Here is a 13744-nt window from a genome sequence, read left to right as displayed (position 1 = left end):
GCTAAGAAGACGCCGTCCTACCGGGCCCCGGGACAGTAGGGCAACTGACACACAAAACCAGTGGGACGCCGTCGCCACCCGGCTACGTCAATGCCGTGACGTTGGCCGGTGAGCCCGTGGCGCCGGTGATGTTCAGCGGCTTGATGCTGAGGAGGGCGTCCCAGCTGCCGGTGCTGCCCATGTGGCGGCTGAGCGGTCCCAGCCTCCACAGTTCGCCCAGCGGCATCCCGAGCTTCGCCAGGAACTGCTGGTGCATCATGCCGTGATCGTTGAAGGCCGAGGAAGAGTACGGGCTGCCGGGAACCGCGGGCAGGCATTCGAAGGCAAAGTTGTCCGCGGCGAGCAGTGCCAGCCGGTTGTCCCAAGCCCAGGCGACGAAGTCCCGTGACTGTGCCACACCCGTGGCGCGGCGGCTGGCCCGCTGGCGCTGCTTCTCCTCGGCCGGTAGTTCCAGGAACCACTCGCACCAGCCGGTGTGGAGCATGAAGATGTCGCCCGGGCGCAACTGCAGCGACTGAGTTTCGAGGGCGGCCTGGATCTGGTCGAGTCCGAGAGCCTCACCCTTCACGTGGTCGATGGGAGCACCCTGGGCCTTGCGGTACCCGTCGAGGTCCACCAGGATGCCGCGGCCGACGATTGGTTCCTCGGCCCACACCTGGATGCCGAGGTCCGGGGTGCCTTCACGGATCCTGTCGTCCGGGGTGCCGTTGTAGAAGCCGACGTCGTCCGCCCTGCGGTGCCGCAGGCCGTCGATCTGGCTGGAGCCCTGCAGGTAGTACCCGTCCAGGAAGTCGTCGCGGTGGGCCGGATGGGAGGAGTAGATGGTGTGCGTGGGTGCGCCGCGCTTGAGCGACATGCCCGGATCGAACGCATCGGCGGCGTAGTCCAGGCCGAATACCGCACCGGTCCTGATGCAGTTCCGGGCCTGCAGGACGTCCTCGGCGCTGATGAAGGAAGGAGTCCCGCGCCCGGGGTCCGGAAACAGTCCCCACGAGGTTCCGGCGAGCATGCCGTCCCGGTCGAGCAGTTCGGCGAAGCTGGGGTAGCCGAGGGCGGTGCTCATCGTGAGTGCGCCTCCTGCGGCTGCTTCCGGCGTGCCCCGTAACTGAGGAGGAACCCGGCGACGGCGCAGATCGAGGCGGCGATGCAGATCGGCGCCTTGAGGGATTCGTTGAGGAATTCCAGCCAGGGCCCTTGCCCGAGGACCAGTGCCAGGGCCTGCCCCGCCACGAAGAGCGCGCCGCCGAGGAGCGCCACCGCGAGGGTGATGACAAAGATTGCTTGGATGGCTCGTCTGGCCTGCTGCATGGTTTTGGCTCCTTAGATTGGCAGGACGCCGATGGCGACCAGTACCCCGATGCCCAGCAGCGGCAGGGCGTAGTGGGTGAACAGGCGGACAAAGGTCTTGAGGGGGTTCACGTCGGCGATGCCGCAGGCCACGTACAGGGGCGCGCCGCCCGGCGGAACTGCCGCTTCGCAGGACGAAAAGATCAGGACGGCGACGGCGGCCGTCGTCGCCGGAACACCCGCCGCCACGAGCGTAGCCACCCCGACCGTCCCGACGGCGGCCATGGTCGCCGTCGCGGACAGCGGTGCCGCCACCGCGATGACGATCATGCCGATGAGGATGGCCAGCAGCCAGACAGGCAGGTTCAGCTGCGTAAGCAGCGCCGTCATCTGCTTGGGAAGCCCGGTGGCCGCGAGGGCGTTCGCCCCGGCGAACGCAAAGAGCACCGTCACGCCGACCACGCCGAACCGCGGAGCGGAATCCCGCAGCAGGGTCCACCAGTCGTTTCCGCTGCGCGGCAGGCGGTTCCAGCCCAGCAGGGCGCCGGTGAGGATGAGGACCACGGGGATCCACACGATGACGCTGAGGGCCTTGGTGACGTCGCTGCCGGTCCAGTCGGACAGGGCTGTGGCGATGGAACCCGAGGTGATGATGAGCGGAACGGCGACGACGGCGAACAACAGCAGCGTCGCCCAGCCCTGCCGCACGGCAGTCCGGAAGGGCAGGCGGTGTGCGGCGTCCAGGGGCTCCATGCCGCTCCGGCGGATGGCCAGCCAGGTGACGATGAGCCTGTGCAGGAAGCACCATAGGCCGCCGATGAGCAGGGGCAGGAAGAGGCTGTTGACGTCCAGCATCGGCCCTACCGTGGCGGAGCCCACCAGGACGAACATGGATGCGCTGAAGGGGAACGTGATGCCCATGCCCGCGTTGCCCGCCACGAGCGTGGCGGCCGAGGCCTTGTCCAGCCGCGACTTTTCCATCCAGGGGATGGTGACGGAACCGACCGTGGCCGCGATGGCCGCCTGGTTGTGGACCACCCCGCCCAGGCTGGCGGAGGCAACGGTGGACACCCACGCCGGCCCGCCCTTGACTCCGCCGATCAGGGAATTGAGGAGGTCGATGAGGCGATCCAGCACCCCGGCCTTGTCCAGCAGGTAGCCCATGAAGACAAACGCCATGGTCGCGTAGACGATTTCATCGGTCATAGCCGAATAGAACGCGGACCAGCCAACCTGCAGCGCGGCGCTTCCGGTGAAAGGGAGCACCGCCACGAAGCCAAGGATCATGGCTTCCCCGACGCTTCGCTTGAACAGCGTCGTCCAAAGCAAGATGACTGCCAGATAGGCGCCTAGTGCCCAGATGCCGATCATGCTGTGCTTCCTGAGGGGTGGCTTGTTGCTTTTGAGGGATACACCGGGTGGTTCCTGTCCTGAATTCTTCCTGATACCAAGGTCAGCCTGACGCCAAGGTCAGCGCAAGGCCGCAGCGGCTTCCACGGGGTGTCCTGCCATGCGTACGAGCGCGCTGGCGGAGGCCGTGGTCATCTCCGCGGGGACTTTGAGGTCTGCGGTCAGGTAGGCCGCGGTGTCCTGCATTTCCTTGGACCGGCGCGAGGCGTGCTTGGCGGTGCCGGTCAGCAGCCTGTCGATGACGGCCTGCCCGTCGCCGGCCAGCTGGCGGGCGATCTGGCCGCGGATCCAGTCCTCCAGGCCCGCTGCCTGTCCGGCGGTTACGGCTTCGACCACCACTGAGGCCAGGCCCTTCATGAAGACGCTGCGCAGCAGCTTGTGGGCCATGGCTGCCCCCGGCTCGCCGTCGGCGATTTCGACGTCGGCGCCGAGCGGGGCGAGCAGTCCGGCGACCGCTTGGGACCCGGGTCCGCTCACCATGAGCGGGGTCTTGGCGCCTTGGGTGGGAATGGGACCGAGGATGGCGACGTCGGCGAAAAGTGCGTGTCCGGCCGACGCCCCCAGCTCGCTCATGACGCTGGGGGAGGACGAGGTGAAGTCTGCGTAGGTGCTGCCCGATGGCAGGACGGGCAGGCATTCAGTGGCCACGCTCCGGGCTGCCGCGGCGCCGGTCAGGACGAGGACGATGTCGGCACCGACGCAGGCTTCGGCGGCGGTGTTCGCCCTGATGACGCCAGCGGGTGTGGCGGGTGCGACGGGGTCGAAACCCGTCACGGTGTGGCCGGCCGCGACGAGGGCTGCCGCGTAGGTGGCTCCGGCCTCACCGAGGCCGATGACGGTGCACGCTGTCATGAATCTTCAGTCTTTCTTTGTTCTGCGGTGCCGGCTGGTCGGTGCCGGCCTGCGTGAATGGCGGGTTAGTTCCCTGGACGCCGCTCGGCGATGATGGCCCCGCGGCGGTTGCTTTCGTCGGCGAACACGGCTTCCGCCGCTTCCGCGACGACGCCTGCCTGGGCCTGGGGGATGATGACGATGCCATCGGAGTCGCCGATGATGATGTCGCCGGGCAGGACCGGGACGCCGCCGAAGGAGATCGCGGTTCCCAGGCGGGAGGGACCGTTCTTGTAGGGGCCCGCCGGGGTGGTGGCCCGGGCGAAGACCGGCATGCCGATCTCACCCAGCGTTTCGGCGTCGCGGGCCGCGCCGTCCAGCGCGAACCCGGCAATTCCTTGGTTGATGGCACGTTCGCCGATGAGCTCGCCCAGCAATGCACGGGACTCGTCACCGCCCCCGGCGACGACGACGATGTCGCCGGGGCGGGCGAGCTGCAGCGCGCGGTGGATGCCCTGGTTGTCCCCGGGGCGGACCCACACTGTGAAGGCCGGCCCGGCGAGGCGGGCGCCGGGCCAGATGGCCTGGATGGCGGAATCCGCGACGCCGAGGCGGTCCATGGCGTCGCCGATGTTGGCAGCCGGCAGCTTGGCGAGGCGCTCAATCAGTTCCCGGTGGGGGCGGGGAAAGTCTGCGTCGATGTCCTCGAGGACGGGAGTGGTCATGATGGGCCTCTTTCTTGTCGGCTTGGCGGGCGGGTGGGCTCTAGTCCTTCTTCTGGACCATGGGGAGGACCTTCTTGAAGTCCTCCTCCTGTCCTGCCCAGAACTGTGCGTAGTCGGCGGCGGACATGTAGCTGGTCTGCAGGCCGAGGTCCTTCATCTTCTGGACCACGGCGGGGTCTTCGATGGCCTTCTGCAGGGCGGCTTCGAGCTTCTTGGCCACAGCGTCGGGCAGCCCCGCCGGGGCGGAGTAGCCGCGCACGGTCCCGGCTTCGAGGTCGTAGCCGGATTCCTTGAAGGTGGGGACGTCCGGCAGCGACGGCGCACGCTCGGCGGACATCACGCCCAGGACGCGGGCCTTGCCCTGCTTGGACAGGTCGGTCACGTCGCTGACGTTGGCCACCAGGATGTCCACGTGCCTTCCGAGGAAGGCAGTGGTGGCCTGGGACGCGCCTTCGGAGAAGTGCACGGGGGCGAATTCGGCGCTGGTGTCTTCCTGGATCTGTGCCAAGGCGAAGTGTTCGCCGGTCTGCAGCCCGGTGGTGCTGGCGGTCATCGACTTCGGCCTGGCCTTGGCAGCGTCAAGGAGTTCCTTGAGCGTCCTGTAGGGGCTGTCCGGCTGGACCGCGATCACGGTGGGGTCGATGACCTGGCGGCCGAGCGGCTGGAAGCTGCTGCGGTTGTACTTGGCCCCACGGGCCGGGTCCAGCGGAGAGACGACCACGGACGGGGAGCCCGTGGCGCCGATGGTGTAGCCGTCCGGCTTGGAACTGGTCAGCTGGGTGTAGCCGATCTGCCCGCCTGCGCCGGGCTTGTTGACCACCTCGACGTTGGTTCCGAGTTCCTTCTCCAGGATCGGCTGCACGAGCCGGGCGGCGGTATCCACCGCGCCTCCCGAAGAGAAGGAGACGATCAGTTCAATCGACTTTCCCTTTTTCGGGAAATCACTGCCGGTGGCCGAGCCGGAGGCGCCGGCGTTACTGCCGCAGGCGGTGAGGGCGATGAGTGCTGCAGCCGCAAAGGCGGTTGCGGCGATGCGTGTACGGGGCATGGTTCTTCTCCTTTGAAGGGGTTGTGCTGGGGGTTGTGCAGGGGATGGCTTAGGTTTCGGGGTCTTCGATGAGGGCCTTGGGCTTGCGCAGCTTCAGGAGCGGGCTGAGCACGATGAGGACACCGACGCCGATCAGCACCGCCGCGATGGGGCGGTTGAGGAAGACGCCGAAGTCGCCCTGTGAGATTTCGAGTGATTCGCGCAGCGAGCGTTCCATCAGCGGACCGAGCACGAGGGTCAGGACCATCGGGGCCAGCGGAATGTCCAGGTGCCGCAGCGCGAGGCCCAGGAGGCCGAAGCCGATCATGACGAAGACATCGAAGACGTTGAAGTTGATGGTGTAGGCGCCGATGACCATGAAGAGCAGGATCAGGGCGGTGAGGATGGGGGCGGGCACCCGGAGGATCGAGGTCCACAGGCCCACCAGGGGAACGTTCAGCAGCAGCAGGAGCAGGTTGCCGATGAAGAGGCTGGCGATGATGGCCCAGGCCACTTCAGAGTGTTCCGTGAACAGGGTCGGTCCGGGAACCAGGCCCTGCTGGAGGAATGCGCCCATGAGGACGGCGATGGTCGGAGATGCCGGGATGCCAAGGGTGAACAGCGGGATCAGCGCGGCGTTGGCGTGGGCATTGTTGGCCGTTTCCGGGCCCGCCACGCCTTCAATGGCTCCGTGGCCCAGCTCGTTGCGGTGCTTCGAGAACTTCTTCTCGGCAACATAGGCCAGCAGCGAGGACACCGAACCGGTCATGCCCGGGATGAGGCCGAGGCCGAAGCCGATGCCGGTGCCGCGGGCCATCGAGGGGGCGCTGCGGCGCCATTCGCTGCGGTTCGGGAGCAGGGACCGCAGACCTGGGGCGTGGACAACGGAGGCAGCCGAGTCCTTGCGGTACGAAAGGATCTCCGAGAGTCCGAAGACGCCCACGATCACGGCCACGAAACTGACGCCGTCCAGCAGGTTGTCGGACCCGAAGGTGAAGCGGGGTGCGCCCGCCACGGGGTCGATGCCCACCATGGAAATCAGCAGGCCGAGTGCCCCTGACATAACCGCCTTGACCATGGATTTGCCCGCGAGGGCGACCAGCAAGGAGATGCCGACAACCATCAGGGCAAAGAACTCCGGCGGGCCGACCAGCAGGCCCATCTCGCCCAGGGGCTTGGCCGCGGCCACCAGACCCAGCGTGGCAATGGTTCCGCCCACGAAGGATCCCACGGCGGCAATCGTGAGGGCGGCTCCGGCCTTGCCGATCTTGGTCATGGCGTAGCCGTCGATCGTGGTGATCGCCGAGGCCGCCTCACCCGGGGTGTTCAGCAGGACACTGGTGATCGTTCCGCCGTAGGCCGTGCCGTAGAAGATGGCACAGAGCATGATGATGGCGCCCGTGGCGTCCAGGTTCATGGTGAGCGGGATGAGCAGCGCGACGCCGGCAACCGGGCCGATGCCCGGGAGTACGCCGATGATGGTGCCCAGCAGGCAGCCCAGGAAAGCGAAGACCAGGTTCTGCCATGTCATGGCAGCAGCGAAGCCGCCGATCAGTTCGTTAAGGGTGTCCACGTCTAGAGTCCGATCGAGTTCAACAGGGAGATTCCCGCAGTGGGCAGGGTGACGTTCAGCCCGTAGTTGAAGGCGTAGAACGCCCCAACGCTTCCGGCAAACGCGATGATCAGGGAGACCAGCCAGTTCCTGCGGCCGCGGATCTTCAGGTGGTACAGCAGGAAGAGGAACATGCTCAGCTGGAAGCCGACCAGGTCCAGCACGGCGGCCAGGACCACGAGGCTCACGACGACGGCGAGCACCAGGCTGCGGTCGACGCCTTCGGCCGTCTCGCTGGGCTGCCTAAGCTCCTGGACCAGCCAGATGGCCGACATCGCCACCAGCACCCCGCCCATGGCGAAGGGGAAAAGTCCGGCGCCCGGACCCAGGGATGTCCAGAGGCCGAGCCCGATTGAACTCACCAGGACGTACACGCCGACGGCGGCAAAGGCAGCGATGCCCGCGAGCACCGTGGGTGCAACATGGGTTGCCTGCTTCGGCTTGGCGGTTAGTGACTCCGTTGTCATCGATTCCTTCTAACACTGGGGGAAAGATCATTTCATAGAATGAAAGACCATTGCGTCTGTAGAAATAGTGACAGCCGCCACATGGTCTGTCAAGCGCAAGGAAATTACATAGAATGAAACAATGACGGTCGCCTCGACTCACTCCGCCGCCTCTGCTGCCGACGATGGCCAGAAGGCCGCGAACATGCGCTCGCTGTCCCGGGCGATGGAAGTGTTCGCCGAACTCCAGCGCGCTGAAAGGCCGCAGCGCCTGAGCGACCTGGCCAGGGCGTGCGGCATGAGCCCGCCCACCACCCTGCGTATCCTGCGGGTGCTGCAGGATTTCGGCATGGTCAGCCAGACCGACAAGTCATACCGGATCGGCCCCGCGGTCCTGCCCGCGGCGCGCAGCTTCCTGGAGAACGATCCACTGGTGGTGGCGGCCCGCCCGATCCTCCAGCAGGCTGCCGCCCAGACAGGCATGACCGTTTCGCTCTACTCACGGCTTGGCTTCGAGCGGATCCTGATCGCGCGCGTGGACGGCGAGTCCCCGCTCCGCTACGACCTTCCCCTGGGCAAGAGGCTGCCGCTCACCGTCGGCGCGGCCGGCAAGATCCTGATTGCTTCGGCCACGGACGGTGAGCTGGAGGAAGTGGTGGGTGCCGCCGTCGCCGCCGGCCATGAGAAGGCCGGCTTCAGCGTTGAGGAGCTGCGCGGGCGGCTGCCCGGTCCCGGCGTCGACTACAGCTATTCCGCGGACGAGCGCGCCACCGGCGTGCTCTCGGTGGCCGTGGCTGTGCCGAACCGGCGTGAGCGGCCCAGCGAGTCGATCGCCTTCACCAGCGTGGTGGAGACCGCAACGGAAGACGGGATGAAGGCCGGAGTTCCGGAGCTTCGCAGGGCGGCAGGCCGGCTCTCGGAAGTGCTGCAGGGTTCGGTCTATTAGCGCGGCGTGGCGCCCGACCGGCTTCTCGGCTTCTAGAGCACCCGCACCGGCTTGCCCTGCGCCCATGCGCGGACGTCCTCGAAGGCCTCGCCGTAGTAGCGGGTGTAGCTTTCGGCGGTGACGTACCCGAGGTGCGGGGTCAGGACGGTGCGCGGCGCGTCCAGGAGCGGATGGTCCGCGGGGAGGGGTTCGACGTCGTACACGTCCAGGGCGGCGCCTCCCAGCCAGCCTTCGTTCAGCCCGCGCAGCAGAGCGTCCCCGTCCACCAGGGGACCGCGCGCGGTGTTGACCAGGATCCCGTCCGGTCCGAGCAGCCGCAGTTCCTCCTCGCCGACCACCCCGCGGGAGCGGTCGGAGAGCCGCACGTGGACACTTACGACGTCGGCCTCCCGGAACAGTGCCTCCTTGCTCACCTTGCGGACGCCGGCGGCAGCCGCGGTTTCCTCGTGGAGGTTGGGGCTCCAGGCGATGACGTCCATGCCGAACGCCTTCGCGTACCCTGCCACTTTCGTGCCGATCTTGCCCAGGCCCAGCACGCCGAGAGTCTTGCCGGCGAGCTCGAAACCGACGGTGCTCTGCAGCCGGCCCGCCCGCATGGCGTTGCCTTCGAACTGCAGGTTCCGTGCGGCAGCCAACAGCAGGGCCCACGTCATTTCCGGTGCGGCTGCTGCGGACCCGCCGGTGCCGCAAACCGTGACGCCGAGGTTCCGTGCGGCGTCGATGTCGATGGACGAGTTGGCCATGCCGGTGGTGACCAGCAGCTTCAGCTTGGGCAACTGGTGGAGCCGGGCGGCGGTGAAGGCGGTGCGTTCGCGCATGGCCACCACGATGCTGAACTCGCGCAGCGCCTGGACCAGGTCTTCTTCGTCCTCGAAGGGGTCGCTGAAGACGGCGACGTCGATGCCGTCGGTGGTGAGCTGGTCCCAGGGGGCATAGTCGTAGGCGACACCCTGGTAGTCATCGAGGATGGCGAGGCGCTGGCGCATGGTGCTCCTTTGGGGGAGGGTTCGTCCTTGGTGACCACGATAGTCACGATGGTGCGGGGTTGGGTGCCAACCTGTAAGGGCACAACAGTGGAGGCTCATGATCGCTCAGGACCACGGCCTTCGTGCCCCTAAGTGTTCTGGACAATTGATCGGTCTAGCAGGGGCCCGGCCGCTGAACGCGGGCGGGAGCAGAGTGCATGGCATACGCGGCTGCTATCGGCTGATCGCACAAGCCGTATCGCGGTCACTTCGTGGAACGCGCGTTCACCACTAGGGCGCGCGAGGATCTCACCGATCTCAAACGCGTACGCCGCCGACACCGGCGCTTCGGGCACCTTCTCGCCTTCGACCCATCGGTGAACCAGCGTATGGTGGCTGGCCGAGATCGGCTCTGGCATCGGAATGCCGGCAGCGAAGGCCGCCCGCTCAAACCTGAACACGTCCTCAACGCGATAGGTCCAGCGGCGGTCGACGAGGTTTAACTCCTTCACCGCGAACGACCCCTGGTCGGTGTCGAGTCGGTACATCCGGTTGGCGAACCCACCGTGGACGCGAATCATCGGCCCGATCGGCGCGCCGAGATGCGAAAGGTCCACCCACTCATCCTAGGAGCTGGCAGTTCATTGATGCACCGAACTTTCCCGCGATGCATGCTTACGATCACCGCCACGCCGACGAACGGCCACAGTCCGACCACTTACCAAACACGCCTTAAGCAGCTTCCCGTACTGCTTCGCTCACTGCGCGCTTGAACTTCCGGTAGATCGCGTCGTCGAGCATCTCCGGATTATCTTGGTCCAACATGATCCAAGCCTAGGGGTCGGGGGTGGCAGAGTGTCGTCCCAGGTGGTCGTTTCCCAGCCGCGATAGGCGTAGCCGCCATAGTCGTCGTCGTGGTGTTGATGCTCACCGAACTGCTTTGTCTGCTTCAAGCGGTCTTCGGCGAGGGCGTCTGACTGCCCGTAAGCCGGTGCCTGAGCGGGACGCTACATGGCCGTCCGGTCTTACGCGGACGGGGTGATCATGCGACGTCGAGATGAGGAGAATGTGGGTCAGGTCGGTAACCCTGCGCGTCGCTGAGCGGTGACGAGATAATTCGGTTGGGTCGCGTCGTACGTGGACCCTGCGAGGCTTAGACCTGCGGCCGCGAGATCGGCTAGGAGTTCCTCGTGGTGGAAGGGCCAAATCGGCAGCAGTTCGGTCGTCACCTTCAACTGGTCACCGTCCTGGAGTGCTGCCACGGCGATCTGCAGGTGGTGTTCGGCGTCCCATGAAGGCGGCACCCGCCAGGAGTACACCACCACTGCCTTGCGGCCGGCGCGTTCCACGAGCCGGTCCCAGACGTCCAGCCTGCTGCCGGCTGAGCGGATCTGCTCCCAGTTGCGGGAGGTCAGCGCCAGCACCCCACCCGTCGCCAACACGAATGCCATGCCGTCGAGTGCGGCGCGCCGGCCACTGCGTCCGACCGCGTGCGCGAGCGAGTTCCCGACGCACAACACAGCGTCGAACCGGTCGGGCCAGCCTTGATTGGGTAGCTGGTCCCAGCGGCAAACCCGCGTCGATACCTCGACTCCGTGAGCGCGAGCCAGCGCCTGGGTCCGCTCGACCATCGCCGGGCTGGCATCGCACGCGGTGACTCGGAACCCGGCCTCAGCCAGCCCCACCGCCAGCAACCCAATCCCGCAGGCGCAGTCCAAGATCTGTCCCCCCGGGTCGAGCCCCGCCGTCACCATCTCGAACGCCTGCGCATTCCCCGCCGGGGACGCCTTAGCATCCGGTACCAGCCACTCATACACCGACGCCAATGACCCGTAAGCAACCTCACCCACAGCGATCCCTCCCCAGGCACATCGTGGCACGCCCCTTGTGGTTCTGTTTGCTTTCCTGGCCGTTCATCGTAGATCCCTCCGCTCGGAGGGTTCAAGGCTCGATCGCGCCTAGCGGCGCAAAGCTCGTTCTTCCACCGGTGGGCCATGCGCGGGCTGCTGGCCATCGCATACCCCGGTCCACTGAAGACGAATCGAGAGGCCTCACACGCTCGTGCAAGGTCCGCCCCAAAGCCGGTCCGGCCCCGGCAACACCGGAAAGATCCCGCGTTGCCGGGGCAGCCTTCGCACCACCAAGGGACCTACTTCTTCGGCAACCCAGGCGGGTTCAGTTCCGACTTCGTAATCGCCTCCGAAGAAAGCCCCCAGCGGTCCAGGATTTTCCCGTACGTCCCGTTCTTGATAAGCACGTTCAGCGCGGCCTGCGCAGCAACCGCGAGCCCGTTGCCCTTCTTGGTGGTGAAGGCGATGTCGGCCTTCAGCGGCCAGCCGCCGTTGACGGTGCCCACCTGCTTGGTCTTGCCGTCCTTCGCGGCCTTGTACGCCGCCCCGGCGTTCGGACCGAAAGTCAGGTCCGCACGGCCGGACTGGATGGCCAGCGAGGAGGCGGAGTCGTCGTCGTAATACTGGAACTCAACCGGCTTCAGGCCGTTCTTCTTGTTGTTCTCGGTGATGGGGGAGTCGCTCTTGGCGTAGAAGCCCAGAGAAGTCGGTGATGCTTGGGGATGCGGCAACAGCCACGGGTTCAAGGCGCTGCGGGATGCCTATGCGCCTGAGGCCGGGCACGGAGTTCGATGATCCTTTCTATGTCTGGTCCTTTGGCGAGGCTGCCTTCAATTGAAAGCAGGGACAGCAATTGCAGCGGACGTTGTGATTCTGCGGCAGCCTGCATTTTGTGGTGGCCATCGAGCAGGAAATGGGTGAGACCCCAGTGAGCGTAGTAATCGGTTCCGTGGTTCATTGCGGGCTGGCAAATGTCGAGGATCGATACAGCTACGGCCGTTGGCCTCGAAGAGTTTGAAAGTTTCCGGACGTACTTTTTGACGCGATCGGGTTCGTTCCAGGCCGGCGGCACCATAGGGACTACGAACTCGTACGCGTGCGCAGACGTATCGACCGGAGCCCGCCACGTCCGGTAATACGGCGTTTGTGGATATTCGGGCAGTCCCCAGAATCCTGACACGCCCCATGTGGCGACCTGTTCCTCGCTGAAGTAGTCGCCAGCTCCGCCTGGATACACGAGGTGGGGCTGCAATCTGAGAAGCATAGGGACGTAAGACCCGCCGGGCAGCATTGCCGAGAACGCCTCGAGGACACCGTCGTCGATGTTCTCGAGGCCTGAGTTCAGGGTCTGCTGCATTTCAGGAATAGACAACGTCTCCGTTGCGCCTTCCAGGCGCTTGAACAGGAGCGGGCACGTTCCACACCAGAAAGAGAGCTCAAACGCAGGGTCCGGACCTTCCCACAGCAGACGCCGCCCCGCCCACTGACCCTTCGGTTTCGCTTCCTCGCCGAACCGCAGCACGGACGACAGGGACTCATCGACGAGCCGCGTCTTTCCGGTTTCCAACAGCATGATCGGCAGTCTAGTCCCGAGCCTCTGGCGACGGCCTAGCGCGATTGCGCCGCCAAGCTGCCTTCTTACCGGTATTCGAACCGCTCGAGGGCTGGCCGCTGGACCCCACCGTAGGATGGGCGAGGAGGAAAGGCAGGAAGATGATTACCCGTGCAGACGTAGAGGCGGCCTACGCAAAGACCGCCGGCCTGGTCCGGCATACACCGATGGTTTCGTCCGGGGAAGATTTGCCGTTCACCCTCTGGTTCAAATGCGAATTCATGCAGCACACCGGCTCCTTCAAGGCACGTGGGGCCTTCAACCGGCAGCTCACTGCCCGAGAGGACGGCGAGCTCTCCGAAACCGCAGGAATCGTGGTTGCATCCGGCGGAAACGCCGGCCTGGCCAATGCCTTCGCGGCGGCCCGCCTGGGCATGCCAGCCACGGTCTTTGTCCCCGAGACGGCGCCAGCAAACAAAGTCGCGAAACTCCACGCTGCGGGCGCCACAGTGGTGCAGCACGGATCGGAGTACGCAGAGGCGTTCACCGCTGCCGCCGAATTCGCGGCTTCCAACGGGGCAGTCCTCTGCCATGCCTACGACCAGCCCGGGATCGTGGCCGGCGCCGGAGGGGTCGGGCTTGAGGTGCTGGCCGAGCTGCCCGACGTCGACACCCTCCTGGTAGCTGTTGGCGGAGGTGGGCTGATGGGCGGCATCGCCGCCGCCGTCGAGGGTAAAGCCAGGGTGGTGGGAGTCGAGCCCGAGACGGTGCCGACCCTGCACGAGGCCCTCGCAGCCGGCCGCCCCATGGACGTTTCCGTGTCCGGAGTCGCTGCGGATTCACTTGGGGCGCGCCGCATCGGCGAAATCGGTTTCGACGTCGCACGGCGTACCGGGGTGCAGAGCGTCCTGGTCAGCGACGACGACATCATTGCCGCCCGGCGGCGCTTGTGGGAGAGCCACAGGATCGTCGTCGAACACGGAGCGGCAGCCGCATACGCTGCCCTGTTGTCCGGGGCATATCGGCCCGCCGACGGCGAGACTGTGGCCGTTGTGCTCTGCGGAGCGAACACGGATCCTTCGAGTCTCTAGAC

The 13744-nt window shown here is 66.2% G+C and carries 14 protein-coding genes and 2 pseudogenes; 2 read left to right on the top strand and 14 right to left on the bottom strand.

What is annotated here, in order from left to right; translation table 11 throughout:
- Positions 1–82 precede the first annotated feature (82 nt).
- The 8 genes from ACN9M4_RS18410 to ACN9M4_RS18375 all read right to left on the bottom strand — a co-directional run bounded on the left by ACN9M4_RS18410 (position 83) and on the right by ACN9M4_RS18375 (position 7359).
- Positions 83–1063, bottom strand: coding sequence for a cyclase family protein (locus tag ACN9M4_RS18410; RefSeq protein ID WP_426300461.1), 981 nt, complete (start codon positions 1061–1063; stop codon positions 83–85).
- A complete protein-coding gene (locus ACN9M4_RS18405) occupies positions 1060–1308 on the bottom strand; it encodes a hypothetical protein (RefSeq protein WP_426300459.1) in 249 nt (82 codons plus the stop codon). The genes ACN9M4_RS18410 and ACN9M4_RS18405 overlap by 4 nt, the downstream gene beginning before the upstream one ends.
- A 12-nt stretch (positions 1309–1320) precedes the next feature.
- Positions 1321–2658 carry a TRAP transporter large permease subunit gene (locus tag ACN9M4_RS18400; protein WP_426300457.1) on the bottom strand — a complete coding sequence of 446 codons (1338 nt, stop codon included), beginning with the start codon at positions 2656–2658 and terminating at the stop codon, positions 1321–1323.
- Positions 2659–2757: 99 nt separating this feature from the next.
- Positions 2758–3549: a DUF1932 domain-containing protein gene (locus ACN9M4_RS18395; RefSeq protein WP_426300455.1), complete on the bottom strand. Its 792-nt coding sequence runs from the start codon at positions 3547–3549 to the stop codon at positions 2758–2760.
- A 65-nt stretch (positions 3550–3614) separates the two neighbouring features.
- Positions 3615–4253 (bottom strand): RraA family protein, encoded by a 639-nt coding sequence (locus tag ACN9M4_RS18390; RefSeq protein ID WP_426300453.1) that lies wholly within the window; start codon positions 4251–4253, stop codon positions 3615–3617.
- Positions 4254–4293: 40 nt separating this feature from the next.
- Complete coding sequence (locus ACN9M4_RS18385; protein ID WP_426300451.1) at positions 4294–5301, bottom strand: tripartite tricarboxylate transporter substrate binding protein; 1008 nt, start codon at positions 5299–5301, stop codon at positions 4294–4296.
- Between the two features lie 49 nt (positions 5302–5350).
- Positions 5351–6853 carry a tripartite tricarboxylate transporter permease gene (locus ACN9M4_RS18380; protein WP_426300449.1) on the bottom strand — a complete coding sequence of 501 codons (1503 nt, stop codon included), beginning with the start codon at positions 6851–6853 and terminating at the stop codon, positions 5351–5353.
- 2 nt (positions 6854–6855) lie between these two features.
- Positions 6856–7359, bottom strand: a complete 504-nt coding sequence (locus ACN9M4_RS18375) for a tripartite tricarboxylate transporter TctB family protein (protein ID WP_426300447.1) — start codon at positions 7357–7359, stop codon at positions 6856–6858.
- 121 nt (positions 7360–7480) lie between these two features.
- Between ACN9M4_RS18375 and ACN9M4_RS18370 the strand changes: the two genes are divergently transcribed.
- The gene (locus ACN9M4_RS18370) at positions 7481–8284 is read left to right on the top strand and encodes an IclR family transcriptional regulator (protein ID WP_426300445.1); all 804 of its coding nucleotides are present in this window, start codon (positions 7481–7483) and stop codon (positions 8282–8284) included.
- A gap of 32 nt (positions 8285–8316) precedes the next feature.
- Here the strand turns inward: ACN9M4_RS18370 and ACN9M4_RS18365 are convergent, their stop codons facing one another.
- From ACN9M4_RS18365 to ACN9M4_RS18340, 6 genes and pseudogenes are all read right to left on the bottom strand, one after another.
- Entirely contained in the window at positions 8317–9270 is a 954-nt protein-coding gene (locus tag ACN9M4_RS18365) for a D-2-hydroxyacid dehydrogenase family protein (protein WP_426300443.1), read from the bottom strand.
- A gap of 128 nt (positions 9271–9398) precedes the next feature.
- Entirely contained in the window at positions 9399–9866 is a 468-nt protein-coding gene (locus ACN9M4_RS18360; protein ID WP_426300441.1) for a phosphotransferase, read from the bottom strand.
- Positions 9867–10322: 456 nt separating this feature from the next.
- Complete coding sequence (locus ACN9M4_RS18355) at positions 10323–10700, bottom strand: hypothetical protein (RefSeq protein WP_426303577.1); 378 nt, start codon at positions 10698–10700, stop codon at positions 10323–10325.
- A 9-nt stretch (positions 10701–10709) separates the two neighbouring features.
- Positions 10710–11003, bottom strand: a pseudogene (locus ACN9M4_RS18350) (class I SAM-dependent methyltransferase); the annotation flags it as partial.
- 395 nt (positions 11004–11398) lie between these two features.
- Positions 11399–11800 (bottom strand): annotated as a pseudogene (locus ACN9M4_RS18345) (ABC transporter substrate-binding protein); the annotation flags it as partial.
- 41 nt (positions 11801–11841) lie between these two features.
- On the bottom strand, positions 11842–12672 hold the full coding sequence (locus ACN9M4_RS18340; protein ID WP_426300439.1) for a hypothetical protein: 831 nt from the start codon (positions 12670–12672) through the stop codon (positions 11842–11844).
- A 140-nt stretch (positions 12673–12812) separates the two neighbouring features.
- Between ACN9M4_RS18340 and ACN9M4_RS18335 the strand changes: the two genes are divergently transcribed.
- Positions 12813–13742: a threonine/serine dehydratase gene (locus ACN9M4_RS18335; protein ID WP_426300437.1), complete on the top strand. Its 930-nt coding sequence runs from the start codon at positions 12813–12815 to the stop codon at positions 13740–13742.
- Positions 13743–13744: the final 2 nt, after the last annotated feature.

This window comes from Arthrobacter sp. R-11, assembly GCF_049913155.1.
In the GTDB taxonomy this organism is placed as follows: Bacteria; Actinomycetota; Actinomycetes; order Actinomycetales; family Micrococcaceae; genus Arthrobacter.
The sequence above is the reverse complement of the archived record's forward strand: the minus strand, read 5'-3'. Positions and strand labels throughout refer to the sequence as shown.

Excerpts from the sequence above, each read along its gene's own strand:
- ACN9M4_RS18355 (WP_426303577.1), bottom strand. The coding sequence starts at position 10,700 with ATGGCATTCGTGTTGGCGACGGGTGGGGTGCTGGCGCTGACCTCCCGC.
- ACN9M4_RS18400 (WP_426300457.1), bottom strand. The coding sequence starts at position 2,658 with ATGATCGGCATCTGGGCACTAGGCGCCTATCTGGCAGTCATCTTGCTT.
- ACN9M4_RS18395 (WP_426300455.1), bottom strand. The coding sequence starts at position 3,549 with ATGACAGCGTGCACCGTCATCGGCCTCGGTGAGGCCGGAGCCACCTAC.
- ACN9M4_RS18390 (WP_426300453.1), bottom strand. The coding sequence starts at position 4,253 with ATGACCACTCCCGTCCTCGAGGACATCGACGCAGACTTTCCCCGCCCC.
- ACN9M4_RS18410 (WP_426300461.1), bottom strand. The coding sequence starts at position 1,063 with ATGAGCACCGCCCTCGGCTACCCCAGCTTCGCCGAACTGCTCGACCGG.
- ACN9M4_RS18405 (WP_426300459.1), bottom strand. The coding sequence starts at position 1,308 with ATGCAGCAGGCCAGACGAGCCATCCAAGCAATCTTTGTCATCACCCTC.
- ACN9M4_RS18385 (WP_426300451.1), bottom strand. The coding sequence starts at position 5,301 with ATGCCCCGTACACGCATCGCCGCAACCGCCTTTGCGGCTGCAGCACTC.
- ACN9M4_RS18335 (WP_426300437.1), top strand. The coding sequence starts at position 12,813 with ATGATTACCCGTGCAGACGTAGAGGCGGCCTACGCAAAGACCGCCGGC.
- ACN9M4_RS18340 (WP_426300439.1), bottom strand. The coding sequence starts at position 12,672 with ATGCTGTTGGAAACCGGAAAGACGCGGCTCGTCGATGAGTCCCTGTCG.
- ACN9M4_RS18370 (WP_426300445.1), top strand. The coding sequence starts at position 7,481 with ATGACGGTCGCCTCGACTCACTCCGCCGCCTCTGCTGCCGACGATGGC.
- ACN9M4_RS18375 (WP_426300447.1), bottom strand. The coding sequence starts at position 7,359 with ATGACAACGGAGTCACTAACCGCCAAGCCGAAGCAGGCAACCCATGTT.
- ACN9M4_RS18365 (WP_426300443.1), bottom strand. The coding sequence starts at position 9,270 with ATGCGCCAGCGCCTCGCCATCCTCGATGACTACCAGGGTGTCGCCTAC.